The 19,732-nt window shown below is 36.9% G+C and carries 15 protein-coding genes and 3 pseudogenes; 10 read left to right on the top strand and 8 right to left on the bottom strand.

Annotation, left to right across the window (positions count from 1 at the left end; translation table 11 throughout):
- Positions 1–188: 188 nt before the first annotated feature.
- The gene (locus tag ACQKKK_RS25310) at positions 189–566 is read right to left on the bottom strand and encodes a VOC family protein (RefSeq protein ID WP_427619877.1); all 378 of its coding nucleotides are present in this window, start codon (positions 564–566) and stop codon (positions 189–191) included.
- A 1,102-nt stretch (positions 567–1,668) separates the two neighbouring features.
- Between ACQKKK_RS25310 and ACQKKK_RS25305 the strand changes: the two genes are divergently transcribed.
- Positions 1,669–2,193: a hypothetical protein gene (locus ACQKKK_RS25305; protein WP_427619876.1), complete on the top strand. Its 525-nt coding sequence runs from the start codon at positions 1,669–1,671 to the stop codon at positions 2,191–2,193.
- 359 nt (positions 2,194–2,552) lie between these two features.
- Here ACQKKK_RS25305 and ACQKKK_RS25300 read toward each other — a convergent pair.
- The 4 genes and pseudogenes from ACQKKK_RS25300 to ACQKKK_RS25285 all read right to left on the bottom strand — a co-directional run.
- Positions 2,553–2,693: pseudogene (locus ACQKKK_RS25300) on the bottom strand (winged helix-turn-helix transcriptional regulator); the annotation flags it as partial.
- A 3-nt stretch (positions 2,694–2,696) separates the two neighbouring features.
- Entirely contained in the window at positions 2,697–3,161 is a 465-nt protein-coding gene (locus ACQKKK_RS25295) for a hypothetical protein (protein ID WP_427619875.1), read from the bottom strand.
- 870 nt (positions 3,162–4,031) lie between these two features.
- Positions 4,032–4,583, bottom strand: coding sequence for a hypothetical protein (locus ACQKKK_RS25290; RefSeq protein WP_427619874.1), 552 nt, complete (start codon positions 4,581–4,583; stop codon positions 4,032–4,034).
- Between the two features lie 216 nt (positions 4,584–4,799).
- Positions 4,800–5,069 (bottom strand): annotated as a pseudogene (locus ACQKKK_RS25285) (transposase); the annotation flags it as partial.
- A gap of 522 nt (positions 5,070–5,591) precedes the next feature.
- Here ACQKKK_RS25285 and nhaC point away from each other — a divergent pair.
- Entirely contained in the window at positions 5,592–7,013 is a 1,422-nt protein-coding gene (gene nhaC, locus ACQKKK_RS25280) for a Na+/H+ antiporter NhaC (protein ID WP_427619873.1), read from the top strand.
- 89 nt (positions 7,014–7,102) lie between these two features.
- Here nhaC and ACQKKK_RS25275 read toward each other — a convergent pair whose 3' ends face one another.
- Positions 7,103–8,362, bottom strand: coding sequence for a transcriptional regulator (locus ACQKKK_RS25275; protein WP_427619872.1), 1,260 nt, complete (start codon positions 8,360–8,362; stop codon positions 7,103–7,105).
- Positions 8,363–8,468: 106 nt separating this feature from the next.
- Between ACQKKK_RS25275 and ACQKKK_RS25270 the strand changes: the two genes are divergently transcribed.
- From ACQKKK_RS25270 to ACQKKK_RS25255, 4 genes and pseudogenes are all read left to right on the top strand, one after another.
- Entirely contained in the window at positions 8,469–9,578 is a 1,110-nt protein-coding gene (locus ACQKKK_RS25270; RefSeq protein ID WP_427619871.1) for a mandelate racemase/muconate lactonizing enzyme family protein, read from the top strand.
- A gap of 14 nt (positions 9,579–9,592) precedes the next feature.
- Complete coding sequence (locus ACQKKK_RS25265) at positions 9,593–10,309, top strand: GNAT family N-acetyltransferase (protein ID WP_427619870.1); 717 nt, start codon at positions 9,593–9,595, stop codon at positions 10,307–10,309.
- Between the two features lie 205 nt (positions 10,310–10,514).
- Positions 10,515–10,625 (top strand): LPXTG cell wall anchor domain-containing protein, encoded by a 111-nt coding sequence (locus tag ACQKKK_RS25260; protein ID WP_427619869.1) that lies wholly within the window; start codon positions 10,515–10,517, stop codon positions 10,623–10,625.
- Position 10,626: 1 nt separating this feature from the next.
- Positions 10,627–11,244 (top strand): annotated as a pseudogene (locus ACQKKK_RS25255) (class D sortase).
- Positions 11,245–11,352: 108 nt separating this feature from the next.
- Here the strand turns inward: ACQKKK_RS25255 and ACQKKK_RS25250 are convergent.
- Together ACQKKK_RS25250 and xylR are read right to left on the bottom strand one after the other, a co-directional pair.
- Entirely contained in the window at positions 11,353–11,724 is a 372-nt protein-coding gene (locus ACQKKK_RS25250; RefSeq protein ID WP_427619880.1) for a DoxX family protein, read from the bottom strand.
- Positions 11,725–12,291: 567 nt separating this feature from the next.
- Positions 12,292–13,446: a transcriptional repressor XylR gene (gene xylR, locus ACQKKK_RS25245; protein ID WP_427619879.1), complete on the bottom strand. Its 1,155-nt coding sequence runs from the start codon at positions 13,444–13,446 to the stop codon at positions 12,292–12,294.
- Positions 13,447–13,684: 238 nt separating this feature from the next.
- Here xylR and xylA point away from each other — a divergent pair, with 238 nt between their 5' ends.
- The 4 genes from xylA to xylE all read left to right on the top strand — a co-directional run bounded on the left by xylA (position 13,685) and on the right by xylE (position 19,264).
- The gene (gene xylA, locus ACQKKK_RS25240; RefSeq protein WP_427619868.1) at positions 13,685–15,010 is read left to right on the top strand and encodes a xylose isomerase; all 1,326 of its coding nucleotides are present in this window, start codon (positions 13,685–13,687) and stop codon (positions 15,008–15,010) included.
- A 58-nt stretch (positions 15,011–15,068) separates the two neighbouring features.
- Positions 15,069–16,571, top strand: a complete 1,503-nt coding sequence (gene xylB, locus ACQKKK_RS25235) for a xylulokinase (RefSeq protein WP_427619878.1) — start codon at positions 15,069–15,071, stop codon at positions 16,569–16,571.
- 48 nt (positions 16,572–16,619) lie between these two features.
- On the top strand, positions 16,620–17,666 hold the full coding sequence (locus ACQKKK_RS25230) for an aldose epimerase family protein (RefSeq protein ID WP_427619867.1): 1,047 nt from the start codon (positions 16,620–16,622) through the stop codon (positions 17,664–17,666).
- 176 nt (positions 17,667–17,842) lie between these two features.
- A complete protein-coding gene (xylE, locus tag ACQKKK_RS25225) occupies positions 17,843–19,264 on the top strand; it encodes a D-xylose transporter XylE (RefSeq protein ID WP_427619866.1) in 1,422 nt (473 codons plus the stop codon).
- Positions 19,265–19,732 lie beyond the last annotated feature (468 nt).

The following is a 19,732-nucleotide window of genomic DNA, read 5'->3' as shown; positions in this document are numbered from 1 at the left end:
ACACACTGTGATATAAATTGAAACGCCGTATACGCGAACCGTACGTACGGTGTTGTGAGAGGGGCGAAAATAACTTATTTTCCCCCTACTCGATTTAGGCACTAACGGGGCAGTAAAGTTGAAGAAAGGGACTGTCATAAGAATTAACAAAAGATACCTTCTAATCAAGGTATCTAAGGTAGGTTTTATTAAATTTGGACTTCACTTATTAAAGAATGAGTATTCCCTTCGGTGTCTTTAAAGAAGGTCATCCAAGTTTCAATCTGTCCCATTTTTGCTACCATATGTGGTTCGTTAATAAAGGAAACTCCTTTTTTATGTAATTCTTCGTATGTTTCTTTTATATTTTCAACTTGAAAATAAATAACAGAACTTGAATGGGCAAATTCTTCTTTTTCAGGAAGGCTGAGAAGAAGGCGAGTCTCATTACATTCAAAGAATGCCATATTGTCTGTATTAAATAGAAGGGGAAGCCCTAATAAGTCTTTATAATAACCTATTGCTTTTTGAATATCTTTTACTGGTATCCCTATTTGTCTAACATCTTTAATCAAATTTGTTTCCAATGATAACCTCTCCTTTGCTATTTTTAGTGTCCAGGCTTAGTTTACTGAATATTCAGATAAAACTAATTATACATGAAAATTTTGAATGATACTAATAAAAGCTTTTACTATAAATTTTACATTTGTCCTAATGATATTCTTAATGAACTACCATGAAATTAAACACTAATAATCAGGAAAAAGAGAAGCGCCCTATTAAAGATCTTCTAATAAATCGGTGGTTAGGATGCTTCTGATATATTTACGGTATATCCTAAGTTTTCTAACCTTCGAACCGAATTTCGTACAATGGAAGCTTGCTGTTGTATATCAAAATAATCTTCGCCTATGTCTACATACATTTCTTTTCTAATTAAAAGATAATAAGAAATTCTTAACATGGCGTAATTCCAGCATTTTCTTCCTTTTCTTGCAGCTGTCCGTCTGTAAAGAGCTCCAAGATAGTTTTTGAAGGCTCCAACTGAATGGGCAGCCTTGGTTATAGCAGATTTTAGATATTTATTTCCCTTTTTGGCTCTGGTTGATTTCCTTTTCCTGTACTTTCATTGTGTCCTGGTAGGAAGGCGGCCCATGAACATAATCTGGCTGCACTTTCGAACTATTTTTCAAAGTCCGTTCTGATTTCAGTTAGAATTTGTTCGTCCATTCGAGTGGCAATATTAGGTATCTAATCCAGTCGTTCTATGTTTTCTTGATACACACTAACTCTTTGGGGCAACCTCTTGATCGAGTTTTTCATTCTGTTCAGTAAGGAAATCAATATGATTAAAATCATTCATTTTGAGCATCATGCTTGATGAGGGTTCACATATCCACTCAGGGCAGGAATAAATCATCTTTTTTCTTCTTTAACGAGCGTCACGCAAAGCTTGTCTCCAATAATCCAAGACGAAGAAGTTGAGCAATCCACTCTTCATCAACCCTTTGTAGACACCATCAAATCACGTATTCAGCAAATCGAATAAAAAGAACTCAATACAAAAAACAATAAATTTAAAAAGTTTTTTTGCGAAAAAAATTTAATTGGATATTTAATCAATCAATCGAGCATCATATTAAAGGACTTTTAAGGGTTTCATTATTAAATATGGAGGGATTTTTTATGGATAATAACACCAAGAAAAAAAATGAATCTGAGGTTAGAAAAAGTGTGGATGTTGAAATTGCACAAGATTTAAGTGACTTTAGAAATCAATTAAATAATCTGCAACGTTCACTTTCTAAAATACAACAAGGGCAACAACAATCCGGCCAGCAACAGGGTCAACAAAATCAACAACAATCACAGGGTCAACAAAATCAATTATCGCAACAGATTCAACAATTAAGTGGTCAAACACAACAACAATTACAACAAACAGATCAACAATTACAGGAATCTATTCAACAAGCAATTCAAACTTTAAATCAAGCTTCCCAATATGTTCAAAGTAATCGAGCATTAACTCAAATGAATCAAGCTGTAAGTCAGGCCCAACAGCAGTTACAACAAATGATCGGGGGGCAGCAACAATCCGGACAGCAAATGGGAAATCAACAAGGTCAGCAACAATCCGGACAGCAAATGGGAAATCAACAAGGTCAGCAACAATTTGGCCAAATGGGACAGCAAAACCACCTACAATAATGGGTTTCTCATAAACATATAAAAATGTTGGGGAAATTTTTGATTTTTAAAAAACACACTCACAAATACCCTCTTGGCACCCTTAGGCTTGGATGGCGATGGGGTAAGATCAGAGTGCACCGAATATAGTGTAAAAACAGGTCACTTATTTTGAGAAATTCCACTAAGTGACCTGTTTACTTTTTCCTATTCAATCCTCCAAGGATTAAGTGGGTATCCTCAATTTCATCTTGAACTTCCACACCCACCCGAATCTTAAACTCGTCTGCTGGTAAAAGCTAACCATAGCCGATTCATTTATTCATAAATCAACATTATTTAAGCACCCAAAATTTAAAGAATGATCTATATCTAATTTTCTATAAATTTAATCCAAATCTCTTTAATTCAATGAAGATACTTGCGTTTCCCTTTTTCTTTTCCACACGAGGAGGGACCTCTGGAAATACTTTTCTTTCCACTATCCCATGGTATTCCAACTCTTTAAGGCGTAATGAAAGAAATTATAAACGTTCCCCATAAAGTTCTTTTTCTTCATTTGGATGAAAAAGAGTGAATCCTTTTGAACAAAACACAAACCTTCTATCTATCTCAAATCCAGCTTTATTCAAAATTTTAACTGTCCCCTGTGAACCAGTTCCAGCATACCCGCAACTACAACCAGATAGGTGTAGCTCATTTCCTTTTTTGTCTATAAGGATGAGATCGCTATCGACCAAAATATTGTCTTTATTAATTTCTTTAACAATTTTTGCAATTTTAAAACGGTCAAATTGATCTTTAACTGCTTCGAATAACGCAATACTTTTATTGGTAACACCGCTATCTTCACCGTAATCTTTTATGACCAATACTTCCCGCTCATATGATTTCTTATATAGATGATATTTTTGGTGAGTAACGTCATTAATTTTACAAATAAGCGGATTATTAGCATCCGGTTTTTTATTCGTGGATTTATTAAACATTGCGCCCCTCCTAAAATAGTTATTTTATTAAGTTTATTAGGAGAAAAAGAGATTAGTACTAAGAACCTGAAAAGTGCAAATTTTTTTATGATTCTCATCAAATGAAAGAAGAATTAGTTTTAAAGATGTTAAGGAGTTGATGGAAATGAATCTTGATACCTTGTGTGGATGGAGCTGTTAGAAAGGAAGTAAAATTGTAAGTCAAATTAAAAAGCACCTAAAAGGCGCTTCTTAGTTATATATATTTTTAAAGTAATGAACATTCATTATGCTAATAACGATTAGTACGTACATTATTATATCAATCAGATTAGTTTCATCCATAGAATGATAGGGGGCGAAAATTTCAATATAAGCAATGAAAAATAAAGGTATTGACCATAAGTTACTCCGTAAAAATAGTGGAATCGTTATGCTAAATAAATAATGATTAACACGGAGATTGCAATCAAGTTGATAATTAAAATTAGATCAATAACATCGTACGTGTTGATAGATGAAGGATTATAAACTACAGGAAGTGAAAGCGCTGTAAGAGCAACTAGTACCCAAAACGTTATCCGGTAACTTTTCTAATGAAGTTTTGTAGGCTTTCGTCATAGCGGCAAGAAACAAGCTACTTTCAAGTAATAACGAAGTTTAGGATGCAGGCAATTCTTATAGGAAATGGGTGAATTATTACGATTGCTATTGCTAATAAATTAGGCTTCCTTTAATGAAAGTATTTCCCGAGGTCAAAAGTTTCGGATCTCTTTGAAGGAAGGATAAGGCATGGACAAGCCTATTAACAATTACGGTTGTAGAATGACAGACTATTCAACAAAACCGTAGATTGTTGAATATAATAAAAAGATCCAACTTAGGCATTCTCTACGTATTTCTCCATACTATTGCATACTTCCTTTGATATTTTGTATCCTCTTCTTTTTCAACCAAATCCAATGCGATTTGCTTTATTTCCTCATCTTTTATTTCATTAAACAAATTCCTAAGTCCTTGAATAATATCAAAACGAATTAAGGTGTAGTTTTTTTCATGTACACAATTTATAAACCGATCAACAAGACTTTTTATTACCATCTCTTTTTGCTCAGTGCCAGCTAGACCTATTTTCCATATAGATTGTAGGCTATGTCTTGCTGTGACGAATTTATTATCTTTTGTTACTTCCCAAACCAATGGGAAATCCTCTAGCATTCTTTTCTCAGGGTCACTTTTCGCTAAACCAGAAAGAAATTGGGCAGCCCTCGATCTTCGATGGTTATCAGAATGCGTTAAATCCAGCTTCAATTGTTCCCATACATCATAAGCCCAGTCCACCTCTTCTTTGGTAGATGCAAGAATATGATTGTAGGCTTCGTATTGTAAGTCCTTATCTTGAGATAGTAAATTTTTAAAAGATGATTGTATAGTACTATCCATATGAAACACTCCTTCTAAAAAATATGTGGGCATTCTTTCACCCTGTCGTTCTTTCCTGAATAGGCCATGTAGTCCAATTATAATTATTTCAAATGAAAAATATACTAACAATAACTTTTTCGATAACCTGGCCCTTTAGTGGAATAACAAGAAAACCATTTACAGGAAAAAATATCGCTACATGAGGATAAAAGATATAGTATTGACTCAAATCCAATGCTTTTCTTTTGCATCTGCGAATACTCGCTCAATTGTTTCTTTGTGTTTCGCATAAATTGGCTTTATATCTTCGTGATGGCGAAGATGATCTGCTTCTTCAGTATTCTTGCCAAATGTGACGTGTCACCGCTTTTTAATGATCTTTACTTTCCGTAAGTTGTGCTAAAAAAGGGCACGGTGCGCAAATATGTTTTGGTGATTTGTACTCACGATACCCTCTTTAGTGGTTGTAGAATACTTCAACGATTCACCCGACGGGCAAAGGTACTTCTATTTTAAAACAAAAAAGACTGTTAGCAAAAGGGTTCCAGCTAAATATTAAAACAGCGAGACTCCTGCGGGAAAAGCTGTCCAAGGGCGGACCGCCAGCGGCAAACCCTTAAAAAGACTATAGACAAACTCAATTATTTATCGTGTTTGTCTACAGTCTGAGCCCTTCTCATTTGAGAGGGGCTTATCCTTTCTACCAACCACCCAATTTAATATATGAAATTACATTCATTCGAATATTTGATCATTCTACACTCGATGTTGGGGCAAGGGTCTTCTCGTAATAAGAGCCTTACGATGATCAACTCTTAGATGAACTGCTGTTGTTACTGCAGTTTTGTTTGGTAACGATAGGGATGTTCAAACGATTCGCCAAAGAGAGCCAATTTTCAAAAAATTAATTGACGAATACCCATGGAAATATTATGATAATTCTATTAGCGGCTATTTAGCGACGTATTTTTGTTTACCAAAATACTAGAGTCATTCAATTAATTTTAAAAACAAAGGGGATGCTTTATGAAAAAAGAAATGTCATTCGGTGTTGCAATAATACCGCTCATCGTCATGATTGTAATGATGGCAATTACGGTTGTTTGGCTGGAACAGGGTCCACATATTCCACTTATCTTAGGAACATCAGTTGCTGCTATAGTTGCTTGGTGTTCTGGATATAAGTGGAGTGAAATTGAAGAGTCTATGTACAAGGGGATTCGTCTCGCTCTGCCAGCAGTCGTCATCATTATTCTGGTAGGGATGGTGATCGGGGCTTGGATGGGCGGAGGAATTGTTGCCACCATGATATATTATGGTCTCAAAATCCTCACACCTTCGTTTTTTCTTGTAAGCATCTCCGTTATTTGTGCAGTAGTATCATTGGCTATCGGTAGTTCTTGGTCAACTATGGGGACAATCGGTGTTGCTGGGATGGGGATTGGCCTAAGTATGGGGATACCTGCGCCAATGATTGCGGGGGCCATTATTTCAGGCTCATATTTTGGTGATAAAATGTCACCGCTTTCAGACACGACGAATCTTGCATCCGGGCTGACCGGAACAGATTTATTCGTGCATATTCGCCATATGTTTTACACAACGATTCCAGGCTTTATCATTGCCTTGGTCGTGTACGCCATTCTTGGGAGGGATTTTGGGAAAGGAGATATGGATGCTGCGAATATTGAACAAACGATCCGTGTTTTACAGGATAGCTTTGTCATTTCCCCATTCCTATTGATCATTCCGTTAATCGTCATTATTCTTGTTGCTAAAAAGGTTCCAGCCATTCCAGCATTGATTATAGGGGTCTTGCTCGGTTTCTTATCACAAATTTTCATTCAAGGTGGCAACGTGGCTAATGCAATAGCAGCTTTGCAAAGCGGCTTCGTGATTGATACGGGCAATAAAATGGTCGACGAGCTGTTTAACGGCGGCGGATTGGATTCAATGATGTACACCGTGTCAATGACGATTGTTGCGATGACATTTGGTGGAATCCTTGAAAACACAGGCATGCTTCAAGCAATCGTAAAGCAAATATTAAAATTTGCAAAAACATCAAGAAGCATCGTAGCATCAACGGTCTTATCATGCTTTGCGACGAATATTACATGCTCGGAACAATATATTTCCATCGTCATTCCTTCACGTATGTATGTAAAAGCTTATCGTGATAAAGGACTACACTCGAAGAACCTATCCCGAGCACTTGAGGATGGCGGAACATTGACTTCGGTATTTGTTCCTTGGAATACTTGCGGAGTGTTTATTTTAGCTACACTTGGTGTGCACGCATTCGATTATGCACCATATGCGATACTGAATTTTATCATTCCGGTTATTTCCATCATTTATGCGATGACTGGCTTTACGATTACGAAATTGACAGAAGCTGAAATTCAGAATATCAAGAAAGAAGAGGAAGCAACTCTACCAATATAACTTGCCGAACTTTTAATGGGACATGCTCCAAAGCAAGAGCCCTTCGAAAAGAAGAGTTCCCTCAACGAGAACCTTTCTTTTCTTTGGATTTAGTATACTGGCAAATTAAGTTCATAAACAGCTCGGGGACGCCCTTTTGAATAGGTCATTTCTTCTCCAACGATGGTCACATGACCATGATCGGATAGTTTTTTTAGAATTCTTTCTGTGGTACGACGGGTCACCTGTAAATAATCCTCTAGTTCAGCAGCTGTGAATTGGACGGATTGGTGGGAATGACTGAACTGGATGATTTTAGATATGTTTGCAGGGCTTAATTTTGTCTGTTTGGCCACCTGAAGAAGTTCGGGATGATCGTTTTTCAAGCGTTGCTGTTTAGCATGCTGTGGAAACGGGCCAAGCAAATCTTTGTCTTCCGTGAAAATGTATCCGCATTTGTCATCACTATGTTTTTCAGCAAAACCAAGGGCAATCTTTGCATGTCGATCTGCATCCATAATAGTTGAACCATATCCGAAACCAATTGTGCTCTTTTTCTGTAATTGGGCAAAAAAATGATTCAGCCCGTTTCTGTTCATCAATGATTCGATATCACCACGGGTGCTGTACAGTATGAAATGGCATTCTTCAAGTAACTGGACGGAGGCTTGAATTTCATGTGCCAGCACATCTACGAGTTCATGAGCGTTCGCTTCTTCCAATATGACATAGCAAACGGCAATCTGTGAAGACCTGCTTTTAATTAGGTCTGTATGGGCTTTAATATCCTGCAGTGCTTTAAAGATGGAACTTCGAGGATCAACCATGCGCATGGCAGGTACACCAATAAGCTGCAGTTGATCAAATACAGAATGTACGCTTGTTAGTGCAAGATCTATGAAACCATCTTTCCAAAGTTTTTGATGGTAAGAAGTGATCAGTGAAATGTCAAATGAGTCCTCAAGCATTTCCTGGTAATCCATGATATAGCTTGTATCCATCTCGATTCCGAGGTCAGCTAATACGTTCGTGACAATGGAGGCTTGGCTAACATCGACGGAAATTCGGTGAGGAGAGATTTTTTTATGATATAGCACGGATAGTAAGGAAGAAGCGACCGACATCTCATCTTGTGCTAAATAAAAAGAAGGAATCGGAAGGTGCTCATGATATTTTTTTGAAAAATAGTACGGCAACGCCCCTGAAAACAACACAGCATCACATGGCTTTAGGGTCTTAATTAGCAGACCAGCCTCAGTAGGTTTCTGGTATATATAGGCGTCCAAGTCAATTTCAGCAATTTCGGATGTGATGGTTTCAATTCTTTCGATAAATTCAGTGGAACCAATGACAGCAATTCTTGTATTCATTGTTAACCTCCAAGTGAAAGAGCTAATGTAGTCCTAAATAACGGTGTATTAACGACAACTATATCAAATTCGTACAATCTTGTGAATCGAAAGGGAGTTTTTAGAAATGAAAATTACAGCGATCCACCTATATGCAATCCATCTGCCTCTTAAAGAGCCATTTGTGATTAGTTACCATACTTACGAATTTATGCCATCGATTCTTGTTAAAATAGAGACGGATGAAGGGATTGTTGGGTACGGTGAAGGTGTGGCAGACGAACATGTGACAGGTGAGACAGTGGAAGGGACCTACCAGGTGTTGAAAAATACGCTGGGACCCATACTGTTAGGCAAGAATCCATTTGATATAGAAAGTCTACATGATTTGATGGACAAAACAATTTATGGAGTCCCTACAGCTAAGGCGGCTATCGATATTGCTTGCTTTGATATCATGGGAAAGAAGCTGGGGCAGCCAGTCTACCAGTTGATCGGGGGACGTTATCATGATGAGTTTCCGATTACCCATGTCCTAAGTATAGCCTCTCCTGAAAAAATGGCCGAAGAAGCGGCTGCTATGGCCGAGAAGGGCTATCAATCATTTAAAATGAAGGTTGGCACCAATGTCAGTGAGGATGTGGCACGCCTTCAGGCTGTACGCGCCCGTGTGGGTGAGAATATTGCTATACGAGCAGATGTTAATCAAGGGTGGCGGAACAGTGCGGTAACTCTTATAGCGATTGATCAATTGCGTGAATGCCAGCTTGATTGGCTTGAACAACCGGTAGCTGCTGATGACATCGATGGAATGGTTGAAATAAAATCGAAGTCTACGATCCCGTTGATGATTGATGAGGGGTTAAAGGGCACCCGGGAAATGCGTGAAATTATCCAGAAACGAGCAGCCGATAAAGTGAATATTAAACTGATGAAATGCGGTGGCATATATCCTGCGGTAAAACTTGCCCACCAAGCAGAGCTTGCTGGGTTAGAGTGTCAGATAGGCTCGATGGTTGAATCTTCTATTGGATCTGCAGCAGGATTCCATGTAGCTTTTTCCAAGAAAGTGATCACAAGCGTAGAACTCACCGGTCCATTGAAATTCTCTAGGGATGTTGGAAATCTATTCTACGATGTGCCATATATAAGATTGACTGAAAAACCAGGATTAGGTGTACAGATAAATGAAGAAACGCTAGTTGAATTAACTGTTTTTCAGGATGTTATTCGATAAAAGGGGGAGCGACTTTGGAATTGATTTATGAGGGAACCATCAAAAAGGAAAGGGAAAATAACGAGCGCTTTGAGGTCAGAAAATTAGTGTTGGAGGATTTATTCGATATATTGCAAGTCCAAGAACAGGTCGTTCAACATTTGAACGATAAAGGTGTGCTTCAACCGCTTACCAAGGAAGAGTTTCAATATATTCTAGAAGGAAATGGGTTGATGATTGGAGCATTCGTTTGTGAAGAACTAATTGCGTTCCGGGCGTTACTGGCTCCTCCTATTGATGAGGAGCATCTTGGCAGAGATATCGGATTGACAGAAAACGAGCTGTCGAAAGTTATCTATCAGGAAATTTCAAACGTACTGCCTGCATACAGGGGAAACAAACTGCAACAGACACTTGCAACATTGATCATGAAGGAGTTGAACAAGCAGGAGTCGCCTTACCGATATGTATGCTGTACAGTTGCGCCTTTTAACATCCCAAGTTTAAAGGATAAGTTTGCCCAGGGAATGGAGATTGCAGCATTAAAAGAGAAATATGGGGGGCAAATGCGTTATGTATTTGTCAAGGAATTGTCGGTAGTGGACGCATCTCCTTGGCAGGAAATCCAGTTCTTTGAGATGAATGATATTGCAGCACAGCAAGAAATACTCGCTGAAGGCTGGCGTGGATTCAAAATGGAAGAACAGGAAGGAAAACAGTTAGTCTTTTATGGCAATAAGCATACGAGTTAAAATCTCTTCGTAATTCTCGTTAGCACCTCCAAGTGTTAGGTAACATCTTACACTTGGAGGTGCTATTTTTAGCATCCATCTCCCCAAAAAGAGGTAAATGCTTTTTAAAAAGTTTCTTAGCAAAGTAAGTAAAATAAAAATTTTGCCTTATTGGAAAAAATAACTTCATTGTTAAAATATTGTTATTGTATTAGAAACATATGAAATGTTAGCTAAACTTCCAAAGACCGCTTCCGATTATATTCCTAATGCCCTTTTAGGACTATTCATTGTCTTGTTCGGGAGCTTGATGTATCGAAAAATAAAGAAAGCTTAATATGAAACAATTTAAGAAAAAGCGGTTACTTCTGCTTTCTTGTACAATTGCTATCATTTTATTTGGGGTTTGGTTTTCCTCATCTAATATCTATAAGTTTACAAAAGGCTACTTCCTTTACAAGACTCATGCTCCAAGTAGCCAAGTAAAAGAAACTGTACAGAAACCACCAAGTAATGAAACAACAAAGAAAGAGCTATATCCTGTCCGCCCTAAAACGGGTGAAGAAAGGGGAGCTGTATATACCCATACTAAATGCAAAACTCCCGATTTTTCATGGAACAAACGAGGATGAATTGGAGAAAGGTGTTGGTCACTTTGCAGAAAGTGTGCTGCCAGGTGAAAAAGACAATTCCGTTCTTTCCGGTCATAGAGATACGGTATTCCGTAAACTCGGGCAAGTGGCGAAGGAGATTTGTTGATTGTAGGAACATCGGCAGGAGAGTTCACATACAAAATCAACAAAGTTCGAATTGTGGATGAGGATGATCGAACCGTAATCGTACCAAAGCCACGGGCAACACTAACCGTCAGTACCTGTTATCCCTTTGATTATATCGGGTCAGCACCTGAACGCTATATACTTGTCGCGTATTTGACTTCAAAAACAGTAAGTTAATCATCAAGAGCCTCAATAAGGAAATCCTATTGGGGCTCTTTAAATATTATTTCCACAAATTCTATTTAGAAAGGAAATCGAAGTTGAAAGCATATTTCACTATATTGTTTAGTTATTCTTATTGCTCAAAGTACTCGATGCAGCGGATTTTATTATTTTATGATGGTAAATATAAGAGCCGGCTATCAAAATATATCCGATAATGAAAAGCAGCCATCCACTGGCAGGGTCGCCCACTGATATGCTTGAAAACATAGCACCCGTCAAATCAACTACAAAACCGGCATAAGCCCATTCCTTGATTCTTGGAAAGCCAGGAATAAGTATTGCCACGACACCTAATAATTTGGCAATTCCAATGAAGGGTAGGAGGTAGGTAGGATAACCTAAATGATTAAATAAAGCGACTGCATCGGGAGCAGACATTATATCCGGAATAGAACCCAAAACCATTAATGCCACCAAAAGCCCTGTAAAGATCCAATATATAATTTTTATTTTTTTTCATTTATTCTCATTCCCTCCCTTAGATTGACATTTTAAACATATTCCACTTTCCTTTTTTAATGCATTCTAAAAAAATTATCGAACTTTAACAGTCGTGGCGCGCGACTGCAGGCAAACTCGTAGAAAAGCGAGTTGATCTGCAGTTTTTTCTAAAAAATATTCAGATGATTTCAGAAATCCCCTCCCTTTCCAATGCCAATAGCGGTGGTGGTACATCTTATTCGTCTGTTGAAGAATGGAAGAAATTATATCTCTTCTTAGGTTTTAGACGGATATAGAGAACGAAGGAACTGTTATTGAGCCAAACCAAAAGAAAAATCTCTCATAATTAATGATAAAAGAGAGCTATTTCTAAATGATGGATTTACAACAAATTGTTTTATATTAGACCTAACTCATTTAATACAATTATCCTTTCATAGATGTAGGGACGAAAACAAACAAGAGAGGTCCTACTCTAGGTAGAGAAAGACCTATCCTGTTAGCTTAGGAAAGGTATTCAGACATCTATCATCTATCATCTATACTCTGCTATATAAATTAGCTTGTAGTAACATTTAAAAAATGTTCGATCACAATTGAAACAGCCCCTAATGCAGGTGCATTTCTTCCTAATGAAGAGGGCAATAGTTCACACTTACTTTCTAAATGAGAATATACCCTAGAAGAAACCTCATTCTTAATGGTATTTAACACAAGCGGGTGAGATTCGATAATGTTATTTCTCAGAATAATAGCCTGTGCGTCAAATGTATTGAGAATATTAGTTAAGCCAATACTGACGTAGAAGCCAAAGTTCTGGAGTGCATTTAAGACGGCTACATCATTTTTATTTGCACGTTCAACAATTTCTTTTCGTAACATATTTTTTTCGTCTATAGAAAAAGAATCCAGTAATGCTTTTTCTGAAGCATATAATTCCCAGCAGCCTCGGTTCCCGCATCTGCATTTGGGCCCGTTAAAATCTATCGTCATATGACCCATTTCTCCAGAAAAGCCATTTACTCCTTTATATAATTCATTATTAATAATAATCCCGACTCCAATGCCTGCGTTAATACTGATGTAAATGATGTTTTCATAGTTTTTAGTAACCCCAAACACTTTTTCACCGCATGCGCCTGCATTAGCCTCATTTTCAACAAAAACAGGTACATTGAACTCGCTTTCAATTAAGAGTTGCAAATCTTCAATATACCATTCCAAGTTGGGCATAAAAATAATTTTTTGATTGCTATCCACAAAACCTGGTATACAAATACCTATTCCCACCAAACCGTAAGGAGAGTCGGGCATATGAATAATAAAATCATGAATAAGTGCAAACAAAATTTCTTTCACTTCACCAGCTGAAGGACTAGACAAGTCAGAAGCCTTCTCCAGGATAACGTTGCCTTCTAAGTCGGTTAGAATTCCATTAAGGTAATCAACACCTATATCGATGCCTATTGAATAGCCTGCATTTTTATTAAAAACAAGCATCACTGGTCTTCTGCCACCTCTAGATTTTCCTGCTCCAATTTCAAAAATAAAATCTTTTTCAAGTAATGTATTGACTTGGGAAGAAACAGTAGATTTATTTAACCCTGTAATCTCAGAAAGGGTTGCTCTTGAGATTGGAGAGTTTTTTAAAATTTCATTTAATATCAACTTTTGATTCATTTTCTTTACTAAAGCTTGATCTGCTATCGGAATGATAATCGCTCCTTTGTTTTACCATTGAACTAAGTGTTTTTAATTTTTAACTAAAAACCCAGTCCAGAAATCGTATATTACATATTATAACTAAGTTTTCTAAAAAAATATTGAAATAAACATTTTTTTTGTATATCATGAAATAAAGTTAGTTTATTGGTGCAACAAACTTTCTAAAATGGTATTTACAAAAATTTTAATTAGGGAAGTTTTTCACTATTAAAGGGGGAAGTAACACATGATTCAAACTACTAATTATTTTGAAAGCGTAAACAAAGTCTCATATGAGGGAAAAGGTTCTAAAAATCCTTTTGCCTTTAAATATTACAACCCAGAAGAAGTAGTAGGCGGTAAAACAATGAAGGAACAACTACGTTTCTCAGTTGCTTACTGGCATACATTTACAGCTGATGGGACAGATCCTTTTGGTGCAGCTACGATGCAAAGATCCTGGGATAAATATGATGGAATGGACTTAGCAAAAGCTAGAGTAGAGGCAGCTTTTCAACTTTTTGAAAAATTAGGGGTTCCTTTCTTTGCGTTTCATGACCGAGACATCGCACCTGAAGGAATCACATTAAAAGAAACAAATAAAAACCTTGATGTAATCGTTAGCATGATTCAAGAGTATATGAAAACAAGTAACGTAAAGTTATTGTGGAACACAGCTAATATGTTTACAAATTCTCGCTTCGTTCACGGTGCAGCTACTTCTTGTAATGCAGATGTATTTGCTTATGCGGCAACTCAAGTAAAAAAAGGGCTCGAAACAGCAAAAGAATTAGGAGCAGAAAACTATGTGTTCTGGGGCGGCCGTGAAGGTTATGAAACACTGCTTAATACAAATTTAAAGTTAGAGTTAGATAACTTGGCTAGATTTATGCATATGGCTGTAGATTATGCTAAGGAAATTGGATATACAGGTCAATTCTTAATTGAGCCAAAACCAAAGGAACCAACAACGCATCAGTATGATACAGATGCAGCAACGACCATTTCGTTCCTAAGACAATACGGGTTAGATAAATATTTCAAACTAAACCTTGAAGCTAACCATGCTACTCTAGCTGGGCATACGTTTGAACATGAATTACGCGTAGCCAGAGTTCAGGGCTTCTTAGGATCAGTGGATGCAAACCAAGGTGATCCTCTTTTAGGATGGGATACCGATGAGTTCCCAACAGATTTATATTCTACAACTTTAGCAATGTATGAGATCCTCCAAAATGGTGGATTAGGTAGTGGAGGATTAAATTTCGATGCTAAAGTGCGCAGAGGTTCCTTTGAACAAGAAGATTTAGTATATGCTCATGTGGCAGGGATGGATGCGTTCGCTAGAGGTTTAAAAGTGGCTCATAAATTATTAGAGGATCGAGTTTTTGAAAACATCATTGATGAACGCTACAGCAGTTTCAAAGAAGGCATTGGACTTGAGATTGTTGAAGGAAGGGCCAACTTCCATACACTAGAGCAATATGCATTACAAAATACAAACATTACGAATAAGTCAGGAAGACAGGAACGCTTAAAAGCCATCTTAAATCAATATATTTTAGAAGTTTAACGGATAAAAGAGAGTAGAAACAATTTCTGCTCTCTTTTATAAAAGTGGAGGAATCATGATGAAATATATTATCGGAATTGATCTAGGAACGAGCGCTGTCAAAACTGTTTTAGTTAATAAAAATGGTGAGATCTGTGCAGAAGCTTCTAAAAATTACCCTCTTTTGCATGAAAAAACAGGATATAGTGAACAAAATCCTGAGGAGTGGATTCAGCAGACTGCTAGTGCTTTAAATGAGTTAATCTTCAAATCCGATGTAAGACCAGAAGAGATAGAAGGTATTAGTTATTCTGGACAAATGCACGGTCTAGTACTATTGGATAAGAATCATAATCTTTTACGCCATTGTATTTTATGGAACGATACAAGGACGACAGCACAATGTCATCAGCTATATGAAATGATTGGAGAAAAGCGTCTTTTAGAAATAACAAAAAATCAAGCTTTGGAAGGGTTTACACTACCTAAGCTGCTATGGGTTAAAGAGCATGAACCAGAGATATTTGATCAAACAGCTGTATTTATGTTGCCTAAAGACTATTTACGCTTCAAAATGACTGGCTTTATTCATAGTGAATATTCAGATGCTGCCGGTACATTACTGTTGGACGTGAGTGAGAAAAAATGGAGCGAAGAGCTTTGTCAATTAGTGGGCATTGATATCAGCATATGCCCATCACTAGTGGAATCTAGTGAATGCGTGGGAACAATTAATGAAGAATTCTCTCAAAAATCAGGGATAGCTTTATCGACTAAGGTATTTGCGGGTGGAGCCGATAATGCTTGTGGTGCAATTGGAGCTGGCATTCTATCATCAGGAGAAACGTTATGCAGCATCGGAACTTCTGGTGTCGTACTTTCTTATGAGGAGCGAAATGATAGAGACTTTGGTGGGAAAGTGCATTATTTCAATCATGGAAAAGAAAATGCTTTTTATACGATGGGAGTTACATTGTCTGCTGGCCACAGTTTAAGTTGGTTTAGAGATAATTTTGCTGAAAATGAGTCATTTGAAGAATTATTGGCTGATATAAACAATGTTCCAATTGGCTCAAATGGGCTTTTATTTACTCCATACTTAGTTGGGGAACGAACACCACATGCAGATGCTACTATACGTGGAAGCTTTATAGGAATGGATACTTCCCATAAAAAGAGGGATTTTACTAGGGCAGTTATTGAAGGCATTACCTTCTCATTAAATGAATCAATTGAAATTTTTCGAGAAAATGGAAAAGAAATTACGTCTATTGTATCAATTGGAGGGGGAGCAAAAAACGATAGTTGGCTTCAGATTCAAGCAGACGTTTTTAACACAAAAGTTATAAAGCTATCTACTGAGCAAGGACCGGCGCTAGGGGCAGCCATGTTAGCCGCTTATGGTTGTGGGTGGTACAACTCATTAGAAGAATGCGCAGATTTATTCATTGCTTCTTCAAAAACATATCATCCTAATTTAGAAAATGTTCCAGTGTATAAACAACTTTATGCTCTATATAAAGAGGTATATTCCCAAACAAAAGACTTAAGTAAAAAGCTGAATCAATTTAGCAGAAAGTAACAGGTTGCATTCGAATCATGCATACCTTTCTTCGAAAAGGAGATTAACGTGAAAATAGAAGAGGGAATTTTCGGTGAAATAAATAGAGAACTGGTGAAGTCTTATACAATCATGAACAATCAAAACATAAAAGTAACCTGTATTGATCTTGGATGTACGATTACTAGAATCGATGTACCAGACAAAAAAGGGAATATAGAAAATATCGTGTTAGGATTTGATTCTGCAGAAGAATATTTACATTATTCCCCTTATTTTGGGGCAGTAATCGGTCGAGTGGCAGGGAGAGTTAATCCACCAAGTGTTGATATAGAAGGGGTTACTTACCGCCTCCCTGAGAATGAAGGGGGAACTCATTTACACGGTGGACCTGATGGATTCCATAACGTGGTCTGGAAATCTTCTACTAGTGAGAGTATAGATGAGGCTAGTGTGACATTTACTTATATAAGTCCTGATGGAGAAGCTGGTTATCCTGGAAATCTTGAGGTAAGTGTCGTTTATACTCTCACTAATAATAATGAACTTATAATAACCTATCATGGAATTTCAGATAAAAATACGTTATTAAATTTAACCAATCATACGTACTTTAATCTGAGTGGCAATTTAAAAGAAGATATCTTACAGCATGAATTGACTATGAAAAGTGATAAGTTTTTAGAGCTTGATCCGTCCTTACTCCCTACAGGCAATTTAATAGACGCTGAACATACACCTTTTGATTTTAGAACAGGAAAGCGAATTATTGAAGGAGTAAAATCGACTCATCAACAAAATGAACTAGTAGGAAATGGGTATGATCATCCATTCTTATTAAGTGAAAATCATCAAAAAGAAATTTGTTTGGTTAATCCTTCTAACGGACGGAAAATGATAGTGGAAACAGATAAGCCATATGTTGTTTTATATACGGGAAATATGCTAGAAGATACTTTTCGAATTAGAGGAATTCCTTGCCAAAAATATCTTGGCTTATGTCTTGAAACTCAACATCCGCCAAATGCCATTCATAATCAGCAATTACCTTCTATTTTATTAGAAAAAGATAAAGAGTATCATTCTAAAACTCGTTTTACTTTTACCGTCGATTAAAAAATTTTAGTGAAATGAAATTCTACAATGGAAGGGAGGATAAAAGCAGTTAGTAGAATGGATGATGGAGAGAAAAGGTCATTTTTCATTAATTTTGAAAGCGCAACCAAAAGTATGCGCTGTTATAATTAATGGACTTTCACCTAGCCCGTCTTCTTAACTGTTTTTAATAAAACATGAAGCAAAAACGAAACTCATTATATATCTTTTCTATTACTTTAGTGGCCGCAATTGGAGGGTTACTATTCGGATATGATACAGCTGTAATATCTGGAGCTGAAAAATCATTAAAGGTTTATTTTATCGATAGCTTAGGGTTAGGCTCTTTGGCACATGGCGTCACCGCTTCAAGTGCTTTAATAGGATGTATTATCGGGGGATTAATATCTGGCTATTTTGGATCAAGACTAGGACGTAAAAAAACACTGATACTTGCAGCGATCCTTTTTACAGTATCAGCATTAGGCGCTGCTTATCCTGAATTTTTATTTTTTACAAAAGGTGAACCAACACTTTCTTTATTACTAGCTTTTAACTTTTATCGAATCATCGGGGGAATTGGTGTTGGATTGGCGTCAGCGATTTGTCCAATCTATATAGGAGAAATTGCTCCAGCAGATATTCGCGGCAGATTGGTATCATTTAATCAGTTTATGATTATTTTTGGTATGTTAATCGTCTACTTTGTAAACTGGGGTATTGCAAATGGTGAACCGTTAGAATGGATAAATGATGTAGGATGGAGATACATGTTTGCTTCAGAAGCTATACCAGCTTTACTCTTTGCTGTACTTTTGTTTTTAGTTCCTGAAACACCTCGCTATTTGGCAATAAAGAATCAAGATCAAAAAGCTTTAGCTATCCTTACTAAAATTAATGGATCTTCAGAAGCGAAAGCGATTCTGGGTGATATTAAAAAAACGATTGCTATCAATATTTCTTCTGAAAAATTATTCACTTATGGAAAATTAGTTATCATTGTAGGTATACTTCTTTCTGTATTTCAACAATTTGTAGGTATAAATGTAGCCTTATACTATGCTCCGCGTATCTTTGAAAGCATGGGGGCAGCAAAAGATTCTTCTATGCTACAAACCATTATTATGGGATTGGTAAACGTTATCTTTACAGTTATTGCAATTTTAACAGTTGATCGATGGGGAAGAAAGCCTTTATTAATAATAGGTTCCATAGGAATGGCAATTGGAATGTTTGGTGTAGCAAGCATGGCTTTTTCTAATATTATTGGAGTATGGACGCTTGTATTTATCATTATTTATACAGCTTCATTCATGATGTCGTGGGGCCCAATCTGCTGGGTGCTAATTTCAGAGATTTTCCCTAATAAAATTCGAGGTCAGGCTGTAGCTATTGCTGTAGCTGCACAATGGGCGGCTAACTATTTTATTTCTTCTACATATCCTATGATGATGGAATATAGTGGGGGACTAACATACGGTTTCTATGGTTTAATGAGCGTGCTTTCTGCCTTATTTGTTTGGAAAATGGTTCCTGAAACCAAAGGCAAGACTCTTGAACAGATGGAGAATATATGGAGAAGAAAGGACAAAAAATCAGGAGATAGTCAAATTATTTAAATAGTAAAATTACTTAAACTGGACATAAGTGGATAGGTGCATGGACAGGTGGACAACAACAAAGTGCAAATTTTCATTCAGAAACAACAAGATCGAAGCGTTAGGCGAAAATAGCATTAATCTCAGGTCTCATAGCTGGTAATCTGTTTGGGTATTTCTGGATTAATATACGTTGTATAGTTATACTTTGCTCTTCAACTAATGGATCTCTTACTTCAATAAGGAAGGTTGCTTAGGCAGCCTTTTTTTTATGGTTCGGGAGAGGTTTGGGAGAAGGAAATTTCGGTAAGATAGCGAATTATGCAATAAAATGAAACTAAAGGTGATTATATGACCAAAGTGATGTGCAATATCTACGTCCATGATTAAGAGTTAGGTACGAAAAGGATGAAATCCATTAGTAAGAGGAACTTGTTTAAGCTTTGCAGTTTGGTTACGGATATATATGGAATTTTTCATAAGGGTTGT

Origin of the sequence: Peribacillus sp. NPDC006672 (assembly GCF_050274955.1) — a bacterium.
Lineage (GTDB): Bacteria > Bacillota > Bacilli > Bacillales > DSM-1321 > Peribacillus.
This window is presented reverse-complemented; position numbering and strand designations above follow the sequence as displayed.